The sequence below is a fragment of the Pseudomonas sp. TCU-HL1 genome (genome assembly GCF_001708505.1).
GTDB lineage: Bacteria > Pseudomonadota > Gammaproteobacteria > Pseudomonadales > Pseudomonadaceae > Metapseudomonas.
Genome location: NZ_CP015992.1, coordinates 3,160,045 through 3,176,725 on the forward strand (window position 1 = coordinate 3,160,045; position 16,681 = coordinate 3,176,725).

Sequence of the window (16,681 nt, forward strand, 5' to 3'; positions counted from 1 at the left end):
CTGGTTAGAGGAGCTCAGGCCATGCCAATTCCTCGACTGCCTGCGTGGGTAGCGGCGAATTTCCTGGCGGTTTCGGTGGGAGCAGCCTGGGCCACAGAGCAAGGCGAACAGCGCCGTGCCGCGCGGGAGGTCCGGCAGGAAACCCGCCAGGATGCTCGCCAGACCAAGCAGGAGTGCCGCGCTGCCGACCTGCAAACCAATCCCCGATGCCGACAGGACAAGCGCCAGACCAAGCAGCAAGGGCGGGAGCGAGCCCGCGATATCAAGTATTGAGTGCCCTCCGTAGGGTGCGCCATGCGCACCGACCAGCACGCGGTGCACGTGTGGGAGCGAATTTATTCGCGAATGAATTCGCTCCCACAGGGTTGGTGAAGCAGGGTCTGTAGCAGCCAGTCGCAGAAGCTGCGAGTGAGCGGGTCGCCCTCGCTGTCGCGGTGTACCAGCCAACTCCACTTTGGTCCGCGTACCGTCTGCTCCGCCAGCGGCACTAGCAGGTTCCGCTCCCGTGCGCGGCCGGCCAGCAGTTGGCTGACCAGGGCTATCCCCAGCCCCTGGCTGGCGGCATCCAGCAGCAGGCCGGGATCGGAGAAGTTCAGCCCCTGGCTTTGCTGGCCGACCTCGGCACCGCCCTGTACCTGCCAGTGGCTCCAGTCCATTTCGCGCTCGCCATGCAGGGTGGTCCGTGCGTCGGCTGCGGTTTCCAGCAGGTCGGGATGGCAGGCCGGGTAGAGGCGATCTTCCAGTAACACACGAAAGCTGCACTCGGCCTGGGCGCTGAGGTCGTCACGCACGGCGATGTCGATGGTCTGGGTGGCCATGTCCGGTGTCTCGTCGGTGGTCAGTAGCCAGAGGTCGACCTGCGGATGGCGCCTGTGGAAGTCCGCCAGGTGGGGCACCAGCCAGTGACGAGCGAAGGCTGGCGTGGTGTTGACCACCAGTTGATTGGGCTTGCGGTACTGCTCCAGGCGGCGGATGCCAACGGCCAGTTGCTGCAGCAGCGATTGGGTGGTGCTCAACAGGTCGTAGCCGGCGTCGGTCAGCGCCACGCTGCGGCCGCTGCGGAAGAACAGCGGCTGTTCGAGGAAGCTTTCCAGGCTGCGAATCTGCTGGCTGATGGCCGACTGGGTGAGGTGCAGCTCTTCGGCTGCCTTGTGGAAGCTGCCCAGGCGAGCGGCGGCTTCGAAGCCGCGCAGGGCATTCAGCGGTGGCCAGTGTTTCAGCATGATCAATAAGCCTAGCTAATCAATAATCGGCAAAATCTATCGTTTGTTCGCCCGTTTTTACAGGCCTAGCATGCAAGTCATTACCGCAGTCGCGGTTTTTCAGTGATAACAAAATCTTAACTGAAGGCGCTTGTATGCAATTCAACGATTCGCAGAACGGCTGGGTCATGCCCGCCGAATGGGTACCGCACGCGGCCACCTGGATGGCCTTTCCCCATAACCAGGCGCTGTGGGAAAACGGCTGGGGGGTAACCCTGGCCGATGTGCAGGTCGATTTCGCCCGGGTGGCCAACGCCATCGCACGCTTCGAGCCGGTGAAAATGGTGGTCGACCCCACCGCTGTGGCGCGAGCCCGCGAACTCTGCGGACCGAACATCGAACTGGTCGAGATGGCGATCAACGACAGCTGGTGCCGCGATTCCGGCCCGAGCTTCGTCTGCCATCCACGCCTGGGCACGGCCGGCGTCAACTGGCGCTTCAACGCCTGGGGTGGCAAGTCTGTCTTTGACCTGGACGAGAGCCTGGCACGGCGCATTCTCAACGGCCTCGGCCTGGAGTGCTTCGATACCCCGCTGGTCAACGAGGGCGGCGCCATCCATGTGGACGGGCAGGGCACGCTGATCACCACCGAGTCGGTGCTGCTCAACAGCAACCGCAACCCCGGCATGAGCAAGGCGGAGATGGAAGCGATCTTTTCCCGCTTGCTGGGCGTGAAGAAGACCATCTGGCTGCCGGGCGATCCCGACTACGTCACCGGTGACATGACCGACGGCCACGTGGATGGCGTGTGCGCCTTCGCCCGCCCCGGCGCGCTGCTGGTGGATGCGACCCGCGATCAGTCGTCGGTGTACGCCGAAGTCGTACGCGAGAACCGCCGCGCACTGGAACTCTCCACCGATGCGCAGGGGCGCCGTTTCGAAATGCTCGAACTCTATGAGGCCAGTGAAGCGGTGGACACCGAGGCCGAGGTGTTCTGCGCGTCCTATACCAACTTCTATATCGCCAACGGCGCGATCATCATGCCGGCCTACGGTATTCCCGCCGACTTTGAGGCGGCAGCGACCCTGCGCCTGGCGTTCCCGGGGCGCGAAATCGTGCCGGTGCAGATCAACCAGCTGGCCCATGGCGGCGGCGGTGTGCATTGCATCACTCAGCAACAGCCGGCCTGGCCGCTGAAGGGGTGATGACATGACCGGACTGACCGTCGCCACCACCCAGTTCGCCTGCTGCTGGGACCTGGACAGCAACCTCGATCAGGCTGAACGACTGGTGCGGGAGGCTGCCGCCAGGGGCGCGCAGCTGATCCTGCTGCAGGAACTGTTCGCCACGCCGTACTTCTGCATCGAGCAGGACCACAAGCACCTCGCGCTGGCCCAGGAATATGGACGCAGCCCGGTGCTCAAGCGCTTTGCCGCTCTTGCCAGGGAACTGGGGGTGGTGCTGCCGCTGAGCTGGTTCGAGCGTGCCGGCAATGCGTTCTTCAACTCGCTGACCGTAGCCGATGCCGACGGCCAACTGCTCGGCGTGTACCGCAAGACCCACATTCCCAATGCCATTGGTTACCAGGAGAAGGAATACTTCAGCCCCGGCGATACGGGTTTCCGTGTCTGGGATACCGCCTTCGGCCGGATCGGCGTGGGCATCTGCTGGGATCAGTGGTTCCCCGAGACGGCCCGCTGCCTGGCGCTGATGGGGGCCGAAGTGCTGCTCTATCCGACCGCCATTGGCTCCGAACCCGGCGCTGCCGAGCTGGATTCGCGCGATCACTGGCAACTGACCCAGCGCGGCCATGCCGCCGCGAACATCCTTCCGGTCGTGGCGGCCAATCGTGTCGGGCGGGAAGTGGCGACCACCGATCCGGAGCTGCAGATGCGCTTCTACGGCTCGTCCTTCATTACCGATCACAAGGGCAAGCTGCTGGCCGAAGCCGACCGTGACACCGCAGGCGTTCTGGTGCAGCGGCTCGACCTCGCCGCCATGCGTGAGGAACGTTTGAACTGGGGCATCTACCGCGACCGCCGCCCGGAAATGTATGGGCCATTGCTGGGGCTGGATGGCCGTCAGACCCACGAACGCTGGCAGCGCCAGGGAGCCTGAGAATGAACGCAACCAAGACGCTCCTGTTACTCTCGCTGGGCCTTGGCCTGAGCTGTGCTGCCCAGGCGGAGGAGAAGGTCCTGCGCCTGTACAACTGGGCGGACTACTTCGCCCCGGACACCCTCAGTGCCTTCACTCGGGAGACCGGTATCCAGGTCATCTACGACGTGATGGACAGCAGCGAGACGCTGGAGGCCAAGATGATGTCCGGCCACAGCGGCTATGACCTGATCTTCCCCGGGGACACCGTGGCCGAGCGCCTGATGCGCGCAGGCGCGCTGCAGAAGCTGGATCGCAGCAAGCTCGAACACCTGGATGACGTCGAGCCCGGCCTGCGCACACTGCAGACGAAATACCCCTATTCGCGGCATGCCACCGTGCCTTACACCTGGGGCACCATCGGCCTGACCTACAACCAGGACATGATCGGCCAACGCCTGGCGGGTGCTCCGGTCAACAGCCTGGACATGATCTTCAAGCCCGAGCTGGCGGCGAAGTTCGCCGATTGCGGTATCTCGATGATCGACTCGCCCGACGAAGTGCTGGCCGTGGTGCTCAACTACCTGGGTCACGATCCCCGCAGCGCAAAGCCCAGCGAACTGGCCGAGGCGGTGGCGCTGCTCAAGGACATCAAGCCTTACATCCGCAAGTTCCAGTCGCAGCCGGTCACCCAGTTGGTCAATGGCGACATCTGCCTGTCCCTCGGCTACAGCGGCGACATGACCCAGGCCCAGCGGGCTGCGGATGAAGCCGGCAAGCAGACGCGCTTCCAGTACCGCATCCCGCAGGAGGGCACCACGGTCTGGATGGACACCATGGCCATCCCCGCCGATTCCCGACATCCGGAATACGCCTATGCGCTGATCAACTTCATCATGCGCCCCGAGAGTATGGCGGCGATCAGCAATGCCACCGGCTACCCGACCTCCAGCGCCAAGGCCCGGCCGATGGTTGATGCCGACATGCGCAATAACCCGGACATCTATGTCGACGAAGCCGCCTACGCACGGCTGATCCCCGGCAAGGACATCCCGCAGCGCGACATGCGGGCACGAATGCGCGCCTGGACCACCTTCAAGACGGCCAGTCACGACTGAAACCCTTCCATCGGTTCGATAACCAGAGCAGACGGGCCCGCAACCCATCCAACAGAGGAAAAACCATGTCTACACGTCGTGACTTCATCAAGCAGCTGATGGCCGCTGGCGGAATCGGCGCAGTCGCTTCGCTTGGCCTGGGCCTTGGCGCGGCCCGCGTGCCCGCAGCGCTGGCCGCCAGCTGGTACATGCCCGACGAGCACGGACCGCAGGAGCGGGTGATCCTGGCGTTCGCGGCGTCCTCCCGTGTCTGGCAGGGCTGGGAGACGGCGGTCAACAACACCATCGCCCAGTTGGCCAGAACCATTGCCAAGTACCAGCCGGTGACCGTGCTGTGCCGGGCCAGCCAGCTGTCCCAGGCCAAAAGCAAATGCGGCACCACCAACACCGAGTTCCTGACCATTGCTCTGGACGATGTCTGGGTGCGGGACTATGGCGGCTGCTTCGTGGTCGACGGCGCCGGTGGCCTGGGTCTGGTGGACTTCAACTTCAACGGCTGGGGCGGCAAGCAGACTGCGGCCAACGACACCCGCGTGGCGGACACCCTCAGCTATGAGATGGAAGCCAGCTACATCCGCAGCGCGCTGGTGGGCGAGGGCGGTGGCATCGAGGTGGATGGCCATGGCACGGCCATCATGACCGAGAGCTGCTGGGTCAACAGCAACCGCAACCCGGGGATGAGCCGGGGGCAGATCGAAGCCGAGCTGAAGGCCAACCTTGGCCTGCGCAAGATCATCTGGCTGCCGGGCATCAAGGACAAGGACATCACCGACGCCCACGTCGACTTCTATGCGCGCTTCGTCAAACCCGGCGTGGTGATCGCCAACCTGGACAACGACCCCAAGACCTACGATTACGCCGTGACGCGCAAGCACCTGGAAATCCTCAACGCCGCCACCGATGCCGACGGCCGCAAGCTGGTGGTCCACACCCTGCCGCCGCCCTTGACCAAGCGCAGCACCCCGTACACCGACAACAACCCGGATTTTGCGCCGGGCTACATCAACTACCTGCCGATCAATGGCGCGGTGATCGCCCCGCAATTCGGCGACGCGGCAGCCGACAAGTACTGCAAGGACCTGCTGACGAAGCTCTATCCGGGGCGCGTGGTGGAGCAGATCAACATCGACCCGATCGCCGCCGGTGGTGGCGGCATCCACTGCGTCACCAAGAACCTGCCGCTCGTTTGAGGGCGTGCGTCCGGGCCATTGTGGGAGCGAATTTATTCGCGAATGAATTCGCTCCCACACTGTTGGTGCGGCCGGGTTCCTGTTGGTTGCTCAGGACAGCTGGATCCAGGTGGTTTTCAGTTCGCAGTACTGGTCGTGGGCGTAGACGGACTTGTCGCGGCCGCCGAAGCCCGATTGCTTGTAGCCGCCGAAGGGCGTGGAGATGTCGCCTTCGGAGAAGCAGTTGACCGACACGGTGCCGGCGCGAATGGCCGAGGCCACGCGGTGGGCGGTGTTGATGTTGTCCGTCCAGAGCGAGGCGGCCAGGCCGTAGCAGGTGTCGTTGGCGATGGCGATGGCTTCTTCCTCGGTGTCGAAGGTGATTACCGCCAGGACCGGGCCGAAGATTTCGTCGCGGGCGACCGAGGAGGCGCTGGTCACGCCATCGAAGATGGTCGGGGCGACGAAGTAGCCGCCGCTTTCCGGATACAGGCGCTTGCCGCCGGTCACCAGACGGGCGCCTTCGGCCTTGGCCTGTTCGATATGCCCCAGCACCTTTTCCATGTGGGCCTGCTCGATCAGCGCGCCGAGGCGCACGGACGGGTCCAGCGGATCACCGGTGGCCCAATCCTCCAGCTGGCGCACCAGTTCGTCGAGCAGGGCGTCCTTGATGGAGCGATGGACGATCAGGCGCGATCCCGCCGAGCAGTTCTCGCCCATGTTCCAGAACGCCGCGCTGAGCACGTTGCTGGCCACCGTCTGCAGGTTTCCGGCGTCCGCCATTACCACCTGCGGGTTCTTTCCGCCGCATTCCAGGACGACGCGCTTGAGGTTGCTCTTGGCCGAGTATTCGAGGAACAGCCGGCCGACTTCGGTGGAGCCGGTGAAGGCGGCGAGGTCGATGTCCGGGTGCAGGCCGATGGCCTTGCCGGCGGTGTGGCCCAGGCCTGGCACCACGTTGAGCACACCGGCGGGAATGCCGGCCTCGAAGGCCAGTTCGGCCAGCCGCAGGGTGGCCAGGGAGGTCAGCTCGGCGGGCTTGAGGATCACGCTGTTGCCGGTGATCAGCGCCGGGCCCAGCTTCCAGCCGGCCATCATGCAGGGGAAGTTCCACGGCAGCACGGCACCTACCACGCCAATCGGCTCGCGTTTGATCATGCCGATATTGCTCGGGTTGGACGGCGAGATGGCGTCGTAGAGCTTGTCGCCGGCCTCCGCGTGCCAGCGGATGGTCGCGGCGGTATCGGGAATGTCGATGGCGAAGCATTCGCCGACTGGCTTGCCGGACTCCAGGGACTCCAGCACCGCGAGTTCGAGCAGGTGGGCATCGATCAGATCGGCAAAGCGCAGCATGATCGCCTTGCGACCGGCAGGCGCCAGCTTCGACCAGACGCCCGACTCGAAGGCCGCACGGGCGGCCTTCACCGCGAGGTCGACATCCTCGCCGTCGCACGCGGCGACTTCGGTCAGTACCTGACCCGTGGCCGGGTTCAGCGTGGCGAAGGTAGCGCCTGAGCGGGCGGCGACGAAGCGACCGTCGATGAAGGCCTGGTTACGGAACTCGAGTCGTTCGATCTCCTGATCGATGGCACTGCGGGTGAGAGCGTCGGTCATGGTTGGGCTCCAGAGTGGGTCGGGTTCTCAAAGTTCTGCGCCGGCGGTCCATTCCTTCCAGGCAATGGACGAACGTACGCCGAGGCCGAGGAAGGGTTCGGGTGGATTGCGGTTGGGTTTGGGCTGTTCGAGCATGCTACGCAGCAGGTCGCTGTCCAGGCCCAGTGCGTATTCGGCGATCAGCTTTCCGGAGATGGTGCCGCGCGTCAGGCCCAGGCCGTTGCAGCAGACCGCGCTGTAGACGCCAGGGGCGATTTCGCCGAACACCGAGCCGGAGTTGCGGGCCAGGCACAGCGCGCCACCCCAGGTGTACTCGAACTCGACGCCGGGCAGCATCGGAAAACGGTTGTCGAAGGACTTGCGATGGGCGCGCCGGACGCGCTCCAGGGTGTTGGCACTGGCCTGGACCTGCGGGTTGTAGGTGAAGGAGTTGCGAATGCAGATCCGCCCATTGGCCAGTCGTCGCACGGTGGTTCCCAGCGGGTCCGCGGGAATCAGGCCCCAGGACTCCTCGCCGCCCAGCGTGGCCAGCTCCTGCGGGCTCAGGCGGCGCGTCATGCTCGCATAGGTGTACACGGGCAGGAGGCGCCCCTTCAGGCCCAACTGGCCGAAGTTGGAGGCGTAGGCATTGTTGGCCAGCACCAGGCGGGGCGCTTTCACGCAACCCAGTGCGGTGGTCAGGGTGTGTGGCTTGCCGACCTCGATGGTCAGTACCGGGCTGTCTTCGAAGAGCTGGACGTTAGCCGGCAGGGTTTGCCCCAGGCCACGGGACAGCGCAGCCGGTTGCACGAGGACGGCGCCGGGGGCATGCAGGCCGGCCTGGTAGAAGTCGCCGCCGGTGACCGCCTTCATGTCCCTGGCATCGAGCAGGCGATAGGGTTCGCCAAGGGCGGAAAGCCCCTTGGCGAACGCTTGCAGCGAGTGGGCGCCGCGTTCGTTCACGGCACCGTGCAGCTTGCCCTGCTCGCGCCAGTCACAGTCGATTCCATGCGTTTTCACAATGTCGCGCACGTAGTCGATGGCGCCACGGCATAGGCGGATGATCTTCTGGTCGGCTTCCTGGCTGTTGGTGTAGCTGTGCGAGGTGAGGTCGTGGGGCAGGTCGACCATGAACCCCGAGTTGCGCCCGGCCGCACCGAAGCCGACCCGTCGGGCGTCGATGAGGACGATGGAGGCCTCCGGCTGCAACTCCGCCAGGCGACGGGCTGCGGCCAGGCCGGAATAGCCGGCACCGAGCACCACCCAGTCGGCCTGCACGGCGCCGCGCAGCGGGGTGCCGGCAGGCGGTGGGGGCAGGGTTTCATACCACCCGCAGCGGCCGTCGTTCTGGGGCAGGAAGTTGCATTGAAGCTGCATGGGAACCTCCAGTGCCGGCGAACTAACCGCGATGGGCGATCAGTTGCTCGAAGGTGCGAGCAAAGGTGGTTTTCTCCTGCTCGCTCAGCGGCAGCAGCGGGCGGCGGGTATGGCCCACCGGCAGGCCAGCCAGTTTGCAGCCGTACTTGATGTACTGGCAGAACTTCCCGCCTTGCTCCAGCAGGTTGAGCATCGGCAGCAGGCGGCTCGCCAGCTCGCGTCCGGCAACCATGTCCTGCTCGATCACGCAGGTGCGGTGCAGCGCGACGTGCTCGGGGGCGAGGAAGTTGGAGGCGCCGGCCACCCAGCTGCGCGCGCCCCAGGTGAAGAATTCCAGCACCTGGTCATCCATGCCACAGCTGACCTGCAGCTGGTCGGCATAGTCCTGGGTCAGGGTGTGCATGCGCTCGATGGAGCCGGTGCTTTCCTTGATCGCCTGGAAGTTGGGGCGCTGCTTGAGGGCGTCGATGAATTCGAAGCTCATGGCCGTACCGGTGCGGGCCGGGAAGTTGTAGAGCATGGTCGGCAGGTCGAGGGCGTCGTCCACGGTGCAGGCGTGGGCGAGCAGCTCGTCCTGGGTCGGCTGGCAGTAGTAGGGTGCGGCCAGGAGGATGCAATCGAAGCCGGCTGACTTGGCATGGCGGCCGAGGTCCAGGCTTTCTTCCGTGGTGGTGGCATTGATGCCCGCCATCAGGGGAATCCGGCCCGCCGCCAGCTCGGCAACGGCGCCGAAGAGTTGTTTGCGCTCGCCATTGCTCAGGGCGTAGTACTCGCCGGTGGTACCGCCGACGATCAGGCCGTGGATGCCGTGGCCGATCAGGCTGTCGATTACCGGGGTCAAGGCAGGGAAGTCGATGGAACCCTCTTGAGTGAAGGGGGTAACAACGGGGGTCCAGACACCATCAAAGTTCATGTAATCACCTAGCCGAACAAGTTGTATTTATTGGGGATTTCGGTATGCAGATTAATGACGCGGTTCTTTCGCCAACAAGCAACATTTAGGGGTGGCAATCAATGAGCGGAGGTTATTAGTTATTTGCGAGGGGCAAAAAAAGACCTGCGCGGGGCAGGTCTTCCATCAGTTCGAAATATTGCGGCGGATATGAGTTGAGTAATCAACAACCTGAGCTTGGGGCGGACAATAACTGCAGGTATTCAAATCTGGGAAATAAGCCAGTCGCGCAGGCGGCAGCAGGCTTCGTCGTCTTCCTTGTCTTCATTGAAGGTCAGGTAGTGCTGGCTGTCCTTGAGCACCAGCTCGTGCTCCACCGGACGCACCAGCAACCCCTGGGCGACCAGGTGGCCCACCAGGTGATTCCAGCCGAGGGCGACGCCCTGATGGCTCAGGACCATCTGTATCAGCAGGTTGTAGTCATTGGCGTTGAAGAAGTGGGGGGCATTGGCCGTGCGCGTTTCGATGTCGACGTCGTGGAAGGCCAGCCAGACCTTCCAGTCCACGTGCTCGGCGACCTGGGAACGGCCGTAGGGGCTGAGGTTCAGCAGCACGCTGTCGCGCAGTCCCTCCAGCGTACCCAGCTCCGGGTGCTGCTCCAGGTACTGCGGCGTGCAGACCGGGTAGATCACGTCGTGCATCAGCGGGTAACTGCGATAGCCCTCGCGAATCTTCGCCATTTTGGTGACGAAGATGTCGGGACGCACGCCAGGCTCCATGGAGAGGAAGTTCTGCGTGGTGATCAGGTTGAGGTCCACGTCCGGGTTCGCGCTGAAATAACTCGGCAGGCGATGGGACAGCCAGAGCGCGGAAAACGCCGGTGAGCAGCAGAGGGTCAGCACACGCTTGGTGGTGCTGTGGCTGCGGATGCGCTCGGCGGCCTGGGAGATGTTGACGAAGGATAGCTGCACCGCATCGAAGAATATCGAGCCGGCGGCGGTGAGTTCCACCGCGCGACCCACACGCTGGAACAGCTCCGCGCCCAGGTAGGTTTCCAGTTCGCGGATCTGCCGGCTGATCGCGGCCTGGGTCACGCACAAGGCTTCGGCCGCACGCGTGAAGTTCTGGTACTTGGCTGCCGCAACGAAGGATTTCACGGCGCGAAGCGACGGCATCTTGATCAGGGTCTGATCGGGTTCGGTGTGTTTAACCATAACGGGAAGTAATCAAGATCCTGGATAAAAAGTCGATTCTGCCACCTGGCAACCTGATCCTAGACTGCGGCCAATCGCGGTGGCGTGGCGGCGCGTCTGGCCTGAGGTAATCGGGCGGGCCCTGGCGCATAAGCCTGACACTGGGAATTACGGCCTGTCGAGTCCGGAACCCCTTGTCCGTCGCCATGAGCCAATACCGACCACGTCGCCCGTGCCTGATCTGGAGTGCGCATCACAATGAATAACAATGCCGCCGTGCTGGACCTGATTCGCCAACGCAAGGAGCGCCATGCGCTGCCTCGTGCCGTCTACAGCGACCCGGAGGTGTATCGCCAGGACCTCGATCAGATCTGGCACAAAGAATGGATCTTCGCCGGCCATACCTTCGAGCTGGAGAAGCCTGGCCAGTACCTCACCCTGCAAATCGGCGACTACCCGATTGCCGTGGTGCGTGGTGGAGACGGCCAGGTGCGGGCCTTCCACAATGCCTGCCGGCACCGTGGCTCCAAGGTGTGCACCGAGCACAGCGGCAAGGTCGCCAAGCTGGTCTGCCCCTACCACAAGTGGACGTTCGACCTGGACGGCCGGTTGCTGTTCGCCGGCAACATGGGGCCCGACTTCAACACCGCCGACTACGGCCTGAAGCCGGCCCATTGCGAGGTGGTGAACAGCTACATCTATGTCTGCGTGGCGGACAAGGCACCGGACTTCAGTCGCTTCCGCGACGCCGTTTCGCCCTTCATCACGCCGCACAACCTGGACGACTGCAAGGTGGCGTTCGAGTCCAACCTGGTGGAGCGGGGCAACTGGAAGCTGGTCTTCGAAAACAACCGCGAGTGCTACCACTGCGACGGTACCCATCCGGAGTTGCTCAACTCCTTCGTCGAGAACCTCTCGGTAGCCGGTGTGGGGGGCGAGGAAGATCCGGAGCTGGCGACACACTGGAACCGGTGTGAAGCCGCCGGCCTGCCCAGCCGCCTGGTCATGGACGACGCCGGGCAGTACCGCATGACGCGCATTCCGCTTTCCGCGGGGGCCGTCAGCTACACCATGGACGGCAAGGCAGCCGTGGCCGGACGGCTCGATCGCAGCGGCGAAGACAACATCGGCGCGCTGCTGTACTTCAACTACCCCTCCACCTGGAACCACTTCCTGGGCGACCACGCACTGAGTTTCCGCGTGCTGCCGCAAGGGCCCAACGAGACCCTGGTGACGACCAAGTGGCTGGTGCCGAAAGACGCCCGCGAAGGCATCGACTACGACCTCGAACGTCTGACCCGTGTCTGGATCGCCACCAACGACCAGGACCGGCGCCTGGTGGAGGGCGCCCAGGCGGGCGTCAGCTCACCCGCCTATGAGCCCGGCCCCTACTCGTCGATCGCGGAAAACGGCGTCTGCCAGTTCGTGGACTGGTACTGCGCGACCATGACCAGCCGACTGGCTGACTGAGCGCCCGTTCGCCTTCGCTTCGGCCCCGTTTCACCTGCCGGGTGAAACGGGGCTTTCGTCTGTCTGGGAGGCCCTGCGGCCAAGGACCCGGTAATGCAATTGGTGAACCTGCTTTCTCGTCTCAACGGCCATGCCAGGGGCTTCTGCCTGGTACTGCTGGCGGCGTTCTGCTACGGCCTGCAGCCGCTCTTCGCCCAGTATGCCTACGCGGGCGGCGCTGACCCGGTGGGGCTGCTGCTGGCGCGCTTCAGCCTGGCTGCGGGGGTATTGCTGCTGATGCTGCGCTGGCGGGGGATTGCCCTGCCGACCGGGCGACTGGCCTGTCAGAACCTGTTGCTGGGATTCGGTTACGGGCTGGCGGCGCTGGGTTACTACAGTGCGTGCCATTCCACCTCGGTGAGCCTGGCGATCATCCTGGTGTACAGCTTCCCGGCGTTCGTCACGCTGGTGTCCATCGCCTGCCTGGGTGAGCGTCTCAGCGTCCTGAAGCTGGCCAGCCTGGTGCTCGCGCTGGGCGGTGTGCTGATGGCCACCGGGCTCAGCCTGTCCAATGTCTCCATGGGGGCGCTCTGGGCGCTATTCGCGGCGGTCTGCTACGGCTCATCGATCATCTACGGCACCCACCGGATCACCCATGAGAGTCCGCTGGCTTCAGCCGCCATGCTGCTTCTGGGTTGCGCACTGACCTTCGCCGTGGCGGCGCTCCTGCAAGGCGCGGCCCTGCCTGCAACCGCCCCCGCCTGGTGGGCGACGCTGGGGTTGGCGTTGTTCGCCACACTGGTTCCGGTGGCGGCGTTCCTGGCCGGGTCCCCACGGATAGGCCCTTCCACGGCCGCCACGCTCTCGACCGTAGAGCCGGTGGTGGCGGTGACTATTGCCGTGCTGCTCATGGGCGAGCCATTCACCCATGCCATGTTCCTGGGCGGGGCGATGGTCATGCTTGCGGCCGTGCTCCTGGCGCGTCAGGGGGCAGCGGGACGCGCTCTGGCACCCGTGGAAGGCGGAGTCGGTTCTGACCAATAACATCAAGTTATGGTTTAGGGCGAACAAATGTCGTTGGACGCTTCGATAGGCAAATCCTAATTTGGAGTTGCAACGCGACATCCAGAACAGAAGTCGTATTTATGGAGCAGAAATTTCTGCACGCCGGTTTACCCAGGTTGGAAAACGACAGGTTAACCGGACTTTTTTTCTGAACTTGTCACTTGCTCAAGAGTGACAAGTACAAAGTTACTAATTGGTTATAAGCATAAGAATGAGGGTTGTATGAGCCAGGCCGATGAGATTCTTTCGGTAAAGAACATCTTCAAGGTATTCGGACCCCATCCGGAAATGGCCATGGAGATGTTGCGCAAGGGCGCCGACAAGAATGAGATTTTCCGCAAGACCGGGCATGTCGTAGGAGTGTTCGACGCCAGTTTTTCAGTCAAGCGCGGCGAGATCTTCGTGATCATGGGGCTGTCGGGTTCGGGCAAGTCCACCATGGTGCGACTGTTCAACCGCCTGATCGAACCCACCTCCGGCAGCATCCACCTGAACGGACGCGAGATCACCGGCCTGTCGGACAAGGCTCTGCTCGATGTCCGCCGCAAGGAAATGGGCATGGTCTTCCAGTCCTTCGCGCTGATGCCGCACATGAGCGTCCTGGAAAACACCGCCTTCGGCCTGGAAATTTCCGGTGTGGGCGAGCGCGAGCGCCATGCCCGCGCCGCCGAGGCGCTACGCCAGGTGGGGCTGGGTGGGCACGAGCACAGCTACCCGCACCAGCTTTCCGGTGGCATGCAGCAGCGCGTGGGCCTGGCCCGGGCGCTGGCCAACGACCCTACCATCCTGCTCATGGACGAGGCCTTCTCCGCACTCGATCCGCTCATCCGCAGCGAGATGCAGGGCGAGCTGATACGCCTCCAGGCCGAGCAGCAGCGGACCATCATCTTCATCTCCCACGACATCGAGGAAGCGATTCGCATCGGTCATCGCATCGCCATCATGGAAGGCGGCCGCGTGGTGCAGATCGGCACCCCCCAGGAGCTGATCAACCGACCCGCCAACGAGTACGTCGAGACGTTCTTCAAGGGCTTCGACAGCTCCCGCGTGCTCAAGGCCGGCGATGTGGCGCAGCTCGACCCGGCGACGGTCTGCCGGGTGAACGGCAAGGCCCCGCACTTCCAGGCCGGGGTGCCTTACGGCTACCTGATCGACGAACGCGACCAGTTGCTGGCGGTGGTGGGCGCGGATGAGTCCGGCAGCGTGGCGACCGGGCAGGCCCAGGAGCAGTACAGCCTGCACATGCAGAACCCGGTCTACACCGACACGCCCTTGCATGACGTGCTGGATATCGTCGCGGCACTGCCTTACCCCGTGCCCGTCCTGGATCGCAGCGGTGCTCTGAAGGGCACCATTTCCAAGAATCTGCTGTTGCAGACCCTGAGCCGCCATTGAGCGTTGCCATCGAACCCGCAACAGCCGCCACTTCGGAGAGTAGGTAGTCAGCATGTCAGAGTTCAGTCTTCTCGATCCCTTCCAGAGCGCAACCATTCCCCTGGGTGACTGGGTGGAAAGCACCCTCAATTACCTGGTGCACAACTTCCGCGATGTGTTCCGCGCCATCCGCTGGCCCATCGATCAGGTACTCAATGGCTTCGAATACATCCTGCAGAGCATTCCGCCGACCATCGGGATTCTGCTGTCCTCGCTGCTCGGCTGGCAGCTGGCCGGACCGCGCATGGCGCTGCTGTGCGCCGTGACCCTGACCTTGCTCGGCCTGATCGGTGTCTGGTCGGAGTCCATGACCACCCTGGCCCTGGTCCTGACCTCGGTGTTCTTCTGCGCACTGATCGGCGTGCCATTGGGCATCCTGTCCGCCCGCAGCAATCGCCTCGAACGTGTCGTCCGGCCGCTGCTGGACGCCATGCAGACCCTTCCCGCGTTCGTCTACCTGGTGCCCGTGGTGATGCTCTTCGGCATCGGCAACGTGCCCGGCGTCCTGGTGACCATCGTCTTCGCCGTCCCGCCGCTGGTGCGCTTGACCAACCTGGGGATCCGCCAGGTGCCGGAAGACAAGATCGAAGCGGCCCGCGCCTTCGGTTGCACACCCCGCCAGATGCTGCTCCGCGTGCAGCTGCCGCTGGCCACGCCGACCATCATGGCGGGCCTCAACCAGACGCTGATGCTCTCGCTGTCGATGGTGGTGATCGCCTCGATGATTTCCGTCGGTGGCCTTGGGCAGATGGTGCTGCGCGGCATTGGCCGCCTGGACATGGGCCTGGCCACGGTAGGCGGGGTAGGGCTGGTGCTACTGGCCATCTTCCTCGATCGACTGACCCAGGCCATGGGCGAACGCACCAACTCGGACCCGAGCCTGCGCTGGTACCACAGTGGCCCGGCAGGCCTCCTGCTGCGGCTGGTGGGCAACCAGTCGGCGCGTCGCAAGGTGGCATGAGACAGCCTCGCAGTCAGCGAATTCATCACAATCCGTCGCACTCACAGCAAAACAAGAAGAGGTACGCAACGATGCATTTCGAGATGTTCACCAGAAAGATCCTGCAATGCGCTTCGGTGGTTTCCCTGAGCATGGTGTCGCTGTACGGGGTGGCGGCTTCGGCCGACAAACCGGGGGAGGGGATTTCGGTGTCGCCGATCTTCCCGCCCATCGCCGAAGAGCGGTTCCGTGGCGAGGTCGCCATGGCGGGGCTTCGTGAGCTGGGCTACGACGTCAAGGAACCCAAGGAAACCGAGTACGCGGCCATGATGGTGGCGCTGTCCTATGGTGACGCGGACTTCTCCGTGCACCTGTGGGACAAGCTGCACGACAGCTTCTACCAGAAGGTTGGCGGCGACGAGAGTCTGGTCAAGGCCGGTGATGTGATCCCCGGCGTGCTGCAGGGCTACCTGATCGACAAGAAGACCGCCGAGGCCCACAACATCAAGTACCTCACCGATCTGAAGAAGCCGGAAATCGCCAAACTGTTCGACATCGATGGCGACGGCAAGGCCGACCTGACCGGTTGCAACCCCGGCTGGGGTTGCGAACTGGTGATCGATCACCACCTCAAGGCGTATGACCTGGAGAAGTCCGTCACCCACAACCGGGGTTCCTACTTCGCGCTGATGGCGGACACCATCACCCGCTACAAGCAGGGCCAGTCGGTCCTCTACTTCACCTGGGTGCCGCAATGGATCGCCGGTGTGCTGGTGGAGGACAAGGATGTGGTCTGGCTGGAAGTGCCCTACACCGATCTGCCGGATGGCAAGAACGACGTCGACACCCAGTACAAGGGCAAGAACCTCGGCTTTGCCGTGGACAAGGTGGAAGCGGTGCTGAACAAGGAGTTCGCCGAGGAAAACCCCGCCGCCCTCAAGTTCCTCTCGCTGGTGCAAATCACTACCGACGATGAGAGCCAGCAGAACCTGAAGATGCAGAAGGGCGAGAACAAGCCCGCCGACATTCGCCGTCATGCCGACGAGTGGGTCGCGGCGCATCGCCAGCAGTTCGATACCTGGCTGCAGGCATCGCGCGCCGCCGCCAGCCAGGCGTCCAAGTAATAGCCAATGCCCTGGGGTGCCCGATACC

15 protein-coding genes are annotated in these 16,681 nt (G+C 63.8%); 10 read left to right on the forward strand and 5 right to left on the reverse strand.

What is annotated here, in order from left to right; translation table 11 throughout:
• Nucleotides 1-21 precede the first annotated feature (21 nt).
• The gene (locus THL1_RS14555) at nucleotides 22-273 is read left to right on the forward strand and encodes a hypothetical protein (RefSeq protein WP_069083939.1); all 252 of its coding nucleotides are present in this window, start codon (nucleotides 22-24) and stop codon (nucleotides 271-273) included.
• Between the two features lie 62 nt (nucleotides 274-335).
• Here THL1_RS14555 and THL1_RS14560 read toward each other — a convergent pair whose 3' ends face one another.
• The gene (locus THL1_RS14560) at nucleotides 336-1,223 is read right to left on the reverse strand and encodes a LysR substrate-binding domain-containing protein (RefSeq protein WP_069083940.1); all 888 of its coding nucleotides are present in this window, start codon (nucleotides 1,221-1,223) and stop codon (nucleotides 336-338) included.
• Between the two features lie 134 nt (nucleotides 1,224-1,357).
• Between THL1_RS14560 and THL1_RS14565 the strand changes: the two genes are divergently transcribed.
• From THL1_RS14565 to THL1_RS14580, 4 genes are all read left to right on the forward strand, one after another.
• Entirely contained in the window at nucleotides 1,358-2,407 is a 1,050-nt protein-coding gene (locus THL1_RS14565; protein WP_069083941.1) for an agmatine deiminase family protein, read from the forward strand.
• Nucleotides 2,408-2,411: 4 nt separating this feature from the next.
• On the forward strand, nucleotides 2,412-3,320 hold the full coding sequence (gene aguB, locus THL1_RS14570; protein WP_069083942.1) for an N-carbamoylputrescine amidase: 909 nt from the start codon (nucleotides 2,412-2,414) through the stop codon (nucleotides 3,318-3,320).
• 2 nt (nucleotides 3,321-3,322) lie between these two features.
• Nucleotides 3,323-4,417 (forward strand): extracellular solute-binding protein, encoded by a 1,095-nt coding sequence (locus tag THL1_RS14575; RefSeq protein WP_069083943.1) that lies wholly within the window; start codon nucleotides 3,323-3,325, stop codon nucleotides 4,415-4,417.
• A 65-nt stretch (nucleotides 4,418-4,482) separates the two neighbouring features.
• Nucleotides 4,483-5,607 carry an agmatine deiminase family protein gene (locus THL1_RS14580; protein ID WP_069083944.1) on the forward strand — a complete coding sequence of 375 codons (1,125 nt, stop codon included), beginning with the start codon at nucleotides 4,483-4,485 and terminating at the stop codon, nucleotides 5,605-5,607.
• A 90-nt stretch (nucleotides 5,608-5,697) separates the two neighbouring features.
• On the opposite strand, the gene THL1_RS14585 is transcribed toward THL1_RS14580, so the two are convergent.
• From THL1_RS14585 to THL1_RS14600, 4 genes are all read right to left on the reverse strand, one after another.
• On the reverse strand, nucleotides 5,698-7,200 hold the full coding sequence (locus THL1_RS14585; RefSeq protein ID WP_069083945.1) for an aldehyde dehydrogenase: 1,503 nt from the start codon (nucleotides 7,198-7,200) through the stop codon (nucleotides 5,698-5,700).
• Nucleotides 7,201-7,227: 27 nt separating this feature from the next.
• Nucleotides 7,228-8,556 (reverse strand): NAD(P)/FAD-dependent oxidoreductase, encoded by a 1,329-nt coding sequence (locus THL1_RS14590; protein WP_069083946.1) that lies wholly within the window; start codon nucleotides 8,554-8,556, stop codon nucleotides 7,228-7,230.
• A gap of 22 nt (nucleotides 8,557-8,578) precedes the next feature.
• Entirely contained in the window at nucleotides 8,579-9,469 is an 891-nt protein-coding gene (locus THL1_RS14595) for a dihydrodipicolinate synthase family protein (protein WP_069083947.1), read from the reverse strand.
• A 242-nt stretch (nucleotides 9,470-9,711) separates the two neighbouring features.
• Entirely contained in the window at nucleotides 9,712-10,662 is a 951-nt protein-coding gene (locus THL1_RS14600) for a LysR family transcriptional regulator (RefSeq protein WP_069083948.1), read from the reverse strand.
• 237 nt (nucleotides 10,663-10,899) lie between these two features.
• Between THL1_RS14600 and THL1_RS14605 the strand changes: the two genes are divergently transcribed.
• The 5 genes from THL1_RS14605 (at nucleotide 10,900) to proX (ending at nucleotide 16,653) form a co-directional block, all read left to right on the forward strand.
• Nucleotides 10,900-12,111 (forward strand): aromatic ring-hydroxylating oxygenase subunit alpha, encoded by a 1,212-nt coding sequence (locus tag THL1_RS14605; protein WP_069083949.1) that lies wholly within the window; start codon nucleotides 10,900-10,902, stop codon nucleotides 12,109-12,111.
• Between the two features lie 93 nt (nucleotides 12,112-12,204).
• Complete coding sequence (locus tag THL1_RS14610) at nucleotides 12,205-13,134, forward strand: DMT family transporter (RefSeq protein ID WP_069083950.1); 930 nt, start codon at nucleotides 12,205-12,207, stop codon at nucleotides 13,132-13,134.
• 243 nt (nucleotides 13,135-13,377) lie between these two features.
• Nucleotides 13,378-14,550, forward strand: a complete 1,173-nt coding sequence (gene proV / locus THL1_RS14615; protein WP_069083951.1) for a glycine betaine/L-proline ABC transporter ATP-binding protein ProV — start codon at nucleotides 13,378-13,380, stop codon at nucleotides 14,548-14,550.
• Between the two features lie 52 nt (nucleotides 14,551-14,602).
• On the forward strand, nucleotides 14,603-15,550 hold the full coding sequence (gene proW / locus THL1_RS14620) for a glycine betaine/L-proline ABC transporter permease ProW (protein WP_069083952.1): 948 nt from the start codon (nucleotides 14,603-14,605) through the stop codon (nucleotides 15,548-15,550).
• Nucleotides 15,551-15,681: 131 nt separating this feature from the next.
• Entirely contained in the window at nucleotides 15,682-16,653 is a 972-nt protein-coding gene (gene proX / locus THL1_RS14625) for a glycine betaine/L-proline ABC transporter substrate-binding protein ProX (protein WP_414703751.1), read from the forward strand.
• Nucleotides 16,654-16,681 lie beyond the last annotated feature (28 nt).

Excerpts from the sequence above, each read along its gene's own strand:
- proW (WP_069083952.1), top strand. The coding sequence starts at position 14,603 with ATGTCAGAGTTCAGTCTTCTCGATCCCTTCCAGAGCGCAACCATTCCC.
- THL1_RS14560 (WP_069083940.1), bottom strand. The coding sequence starts at position 1,223 with ATGCTGAAACACTGGCCACCGCTGAATGCCCTGCGCGGCTTCGAAGCC.
- proV (WP_069083951.1), top strand. The coding sequence starts at position 13,378 with ATGAGCCAGGCCGATGAGATTCTTTCGGTAAAGAACATCTTCAAGGTA.
- THL1_RS14600 (WP_069083948.1), bottom strand. The coding sequence starts at position 10,662 with ATGGTTAAACACACCGAACCCGATCAGACCCTGATCAAGATGCCGTCG.
- THL1_RS14595 (WP_069083947.1), bottom strand. The coding sequence starts at position 9,469 with ATGAACTTTGATGGTGTCTGGACCCCCGTTGTTACCCCCTTCACTCAA.
- THL1_RS14555 (WP_069083939.1), top strand. The coding sequence starts at position 22 with ATGCCAATTCCTCGACTGCCTGCGTGGGTAGCGGCGAATTTCCTGGCG.
- THL1_RS14580 (WP_069083944.1), top strand. The coding sequence starts at position 4,483 with ATGTCTACACGTCGTGACTTCATCAAGCAGCTGATGGCCGCTGGCGGA.
- proX (WP_414703751.1), top strand. The coding sequence starts at position 15,682 with ATGGTGTCGCTGTACGGGGTGGCGGCTTCGGCCGACAAACCGGGGGAG.
- THL1_RS14585 (WP_069083945.1), bottom strand. The coding sequence starts at position 7,200 with ATGACCGACGCTCTCACCCGCAGTGCCATCGATCAGGAGATCGAACGA.
- THL1_RS14605 (WP_069083949.1), top strand. The coding sequence starts at position 10,900 with ATGAATAACAATGCCGCCGTGCTGGACCTGATTCGCCAACGCAAGGAG.
- THL1_RS14575 (WP_069083943.1), top strand. The coding sequence starts at position 3,323 with ATGAACGCAACCAAGACGCTCCTGTTACTCTCGCTGGGCCTTGGCCTG.
- THL1_RS14565 (WP_069083941.1), top strand. The coding sequence starts at position 1,358 with ATGCAATTCAACGATTCGCAGAACGGCTGGGTCATGCCCGCCGAATGG.
- aguB (WP_069083942.1), top strand. The coding sequence starts at position 2,412 with ATGACCGGACTGACCGTCGCCACCACCCAGTTCGCCTGCTGCTGGGAC.
- THL1_RS14610 (WP_069083950.1), top strand. The coding sequence starts at position 12,205 with ATGCAATTGGTGAACCTGCTTTCTCGTCTCAACGGCCATGCCAGGGGC.
- THL1_RS14590 (WP_069083946.1), bottom strand. The coding sequence starts at position 8,556 with ATGCAGCTTCAATGCAACTTCCTGCCCCAGAACGACGGCCGCTGCGGG.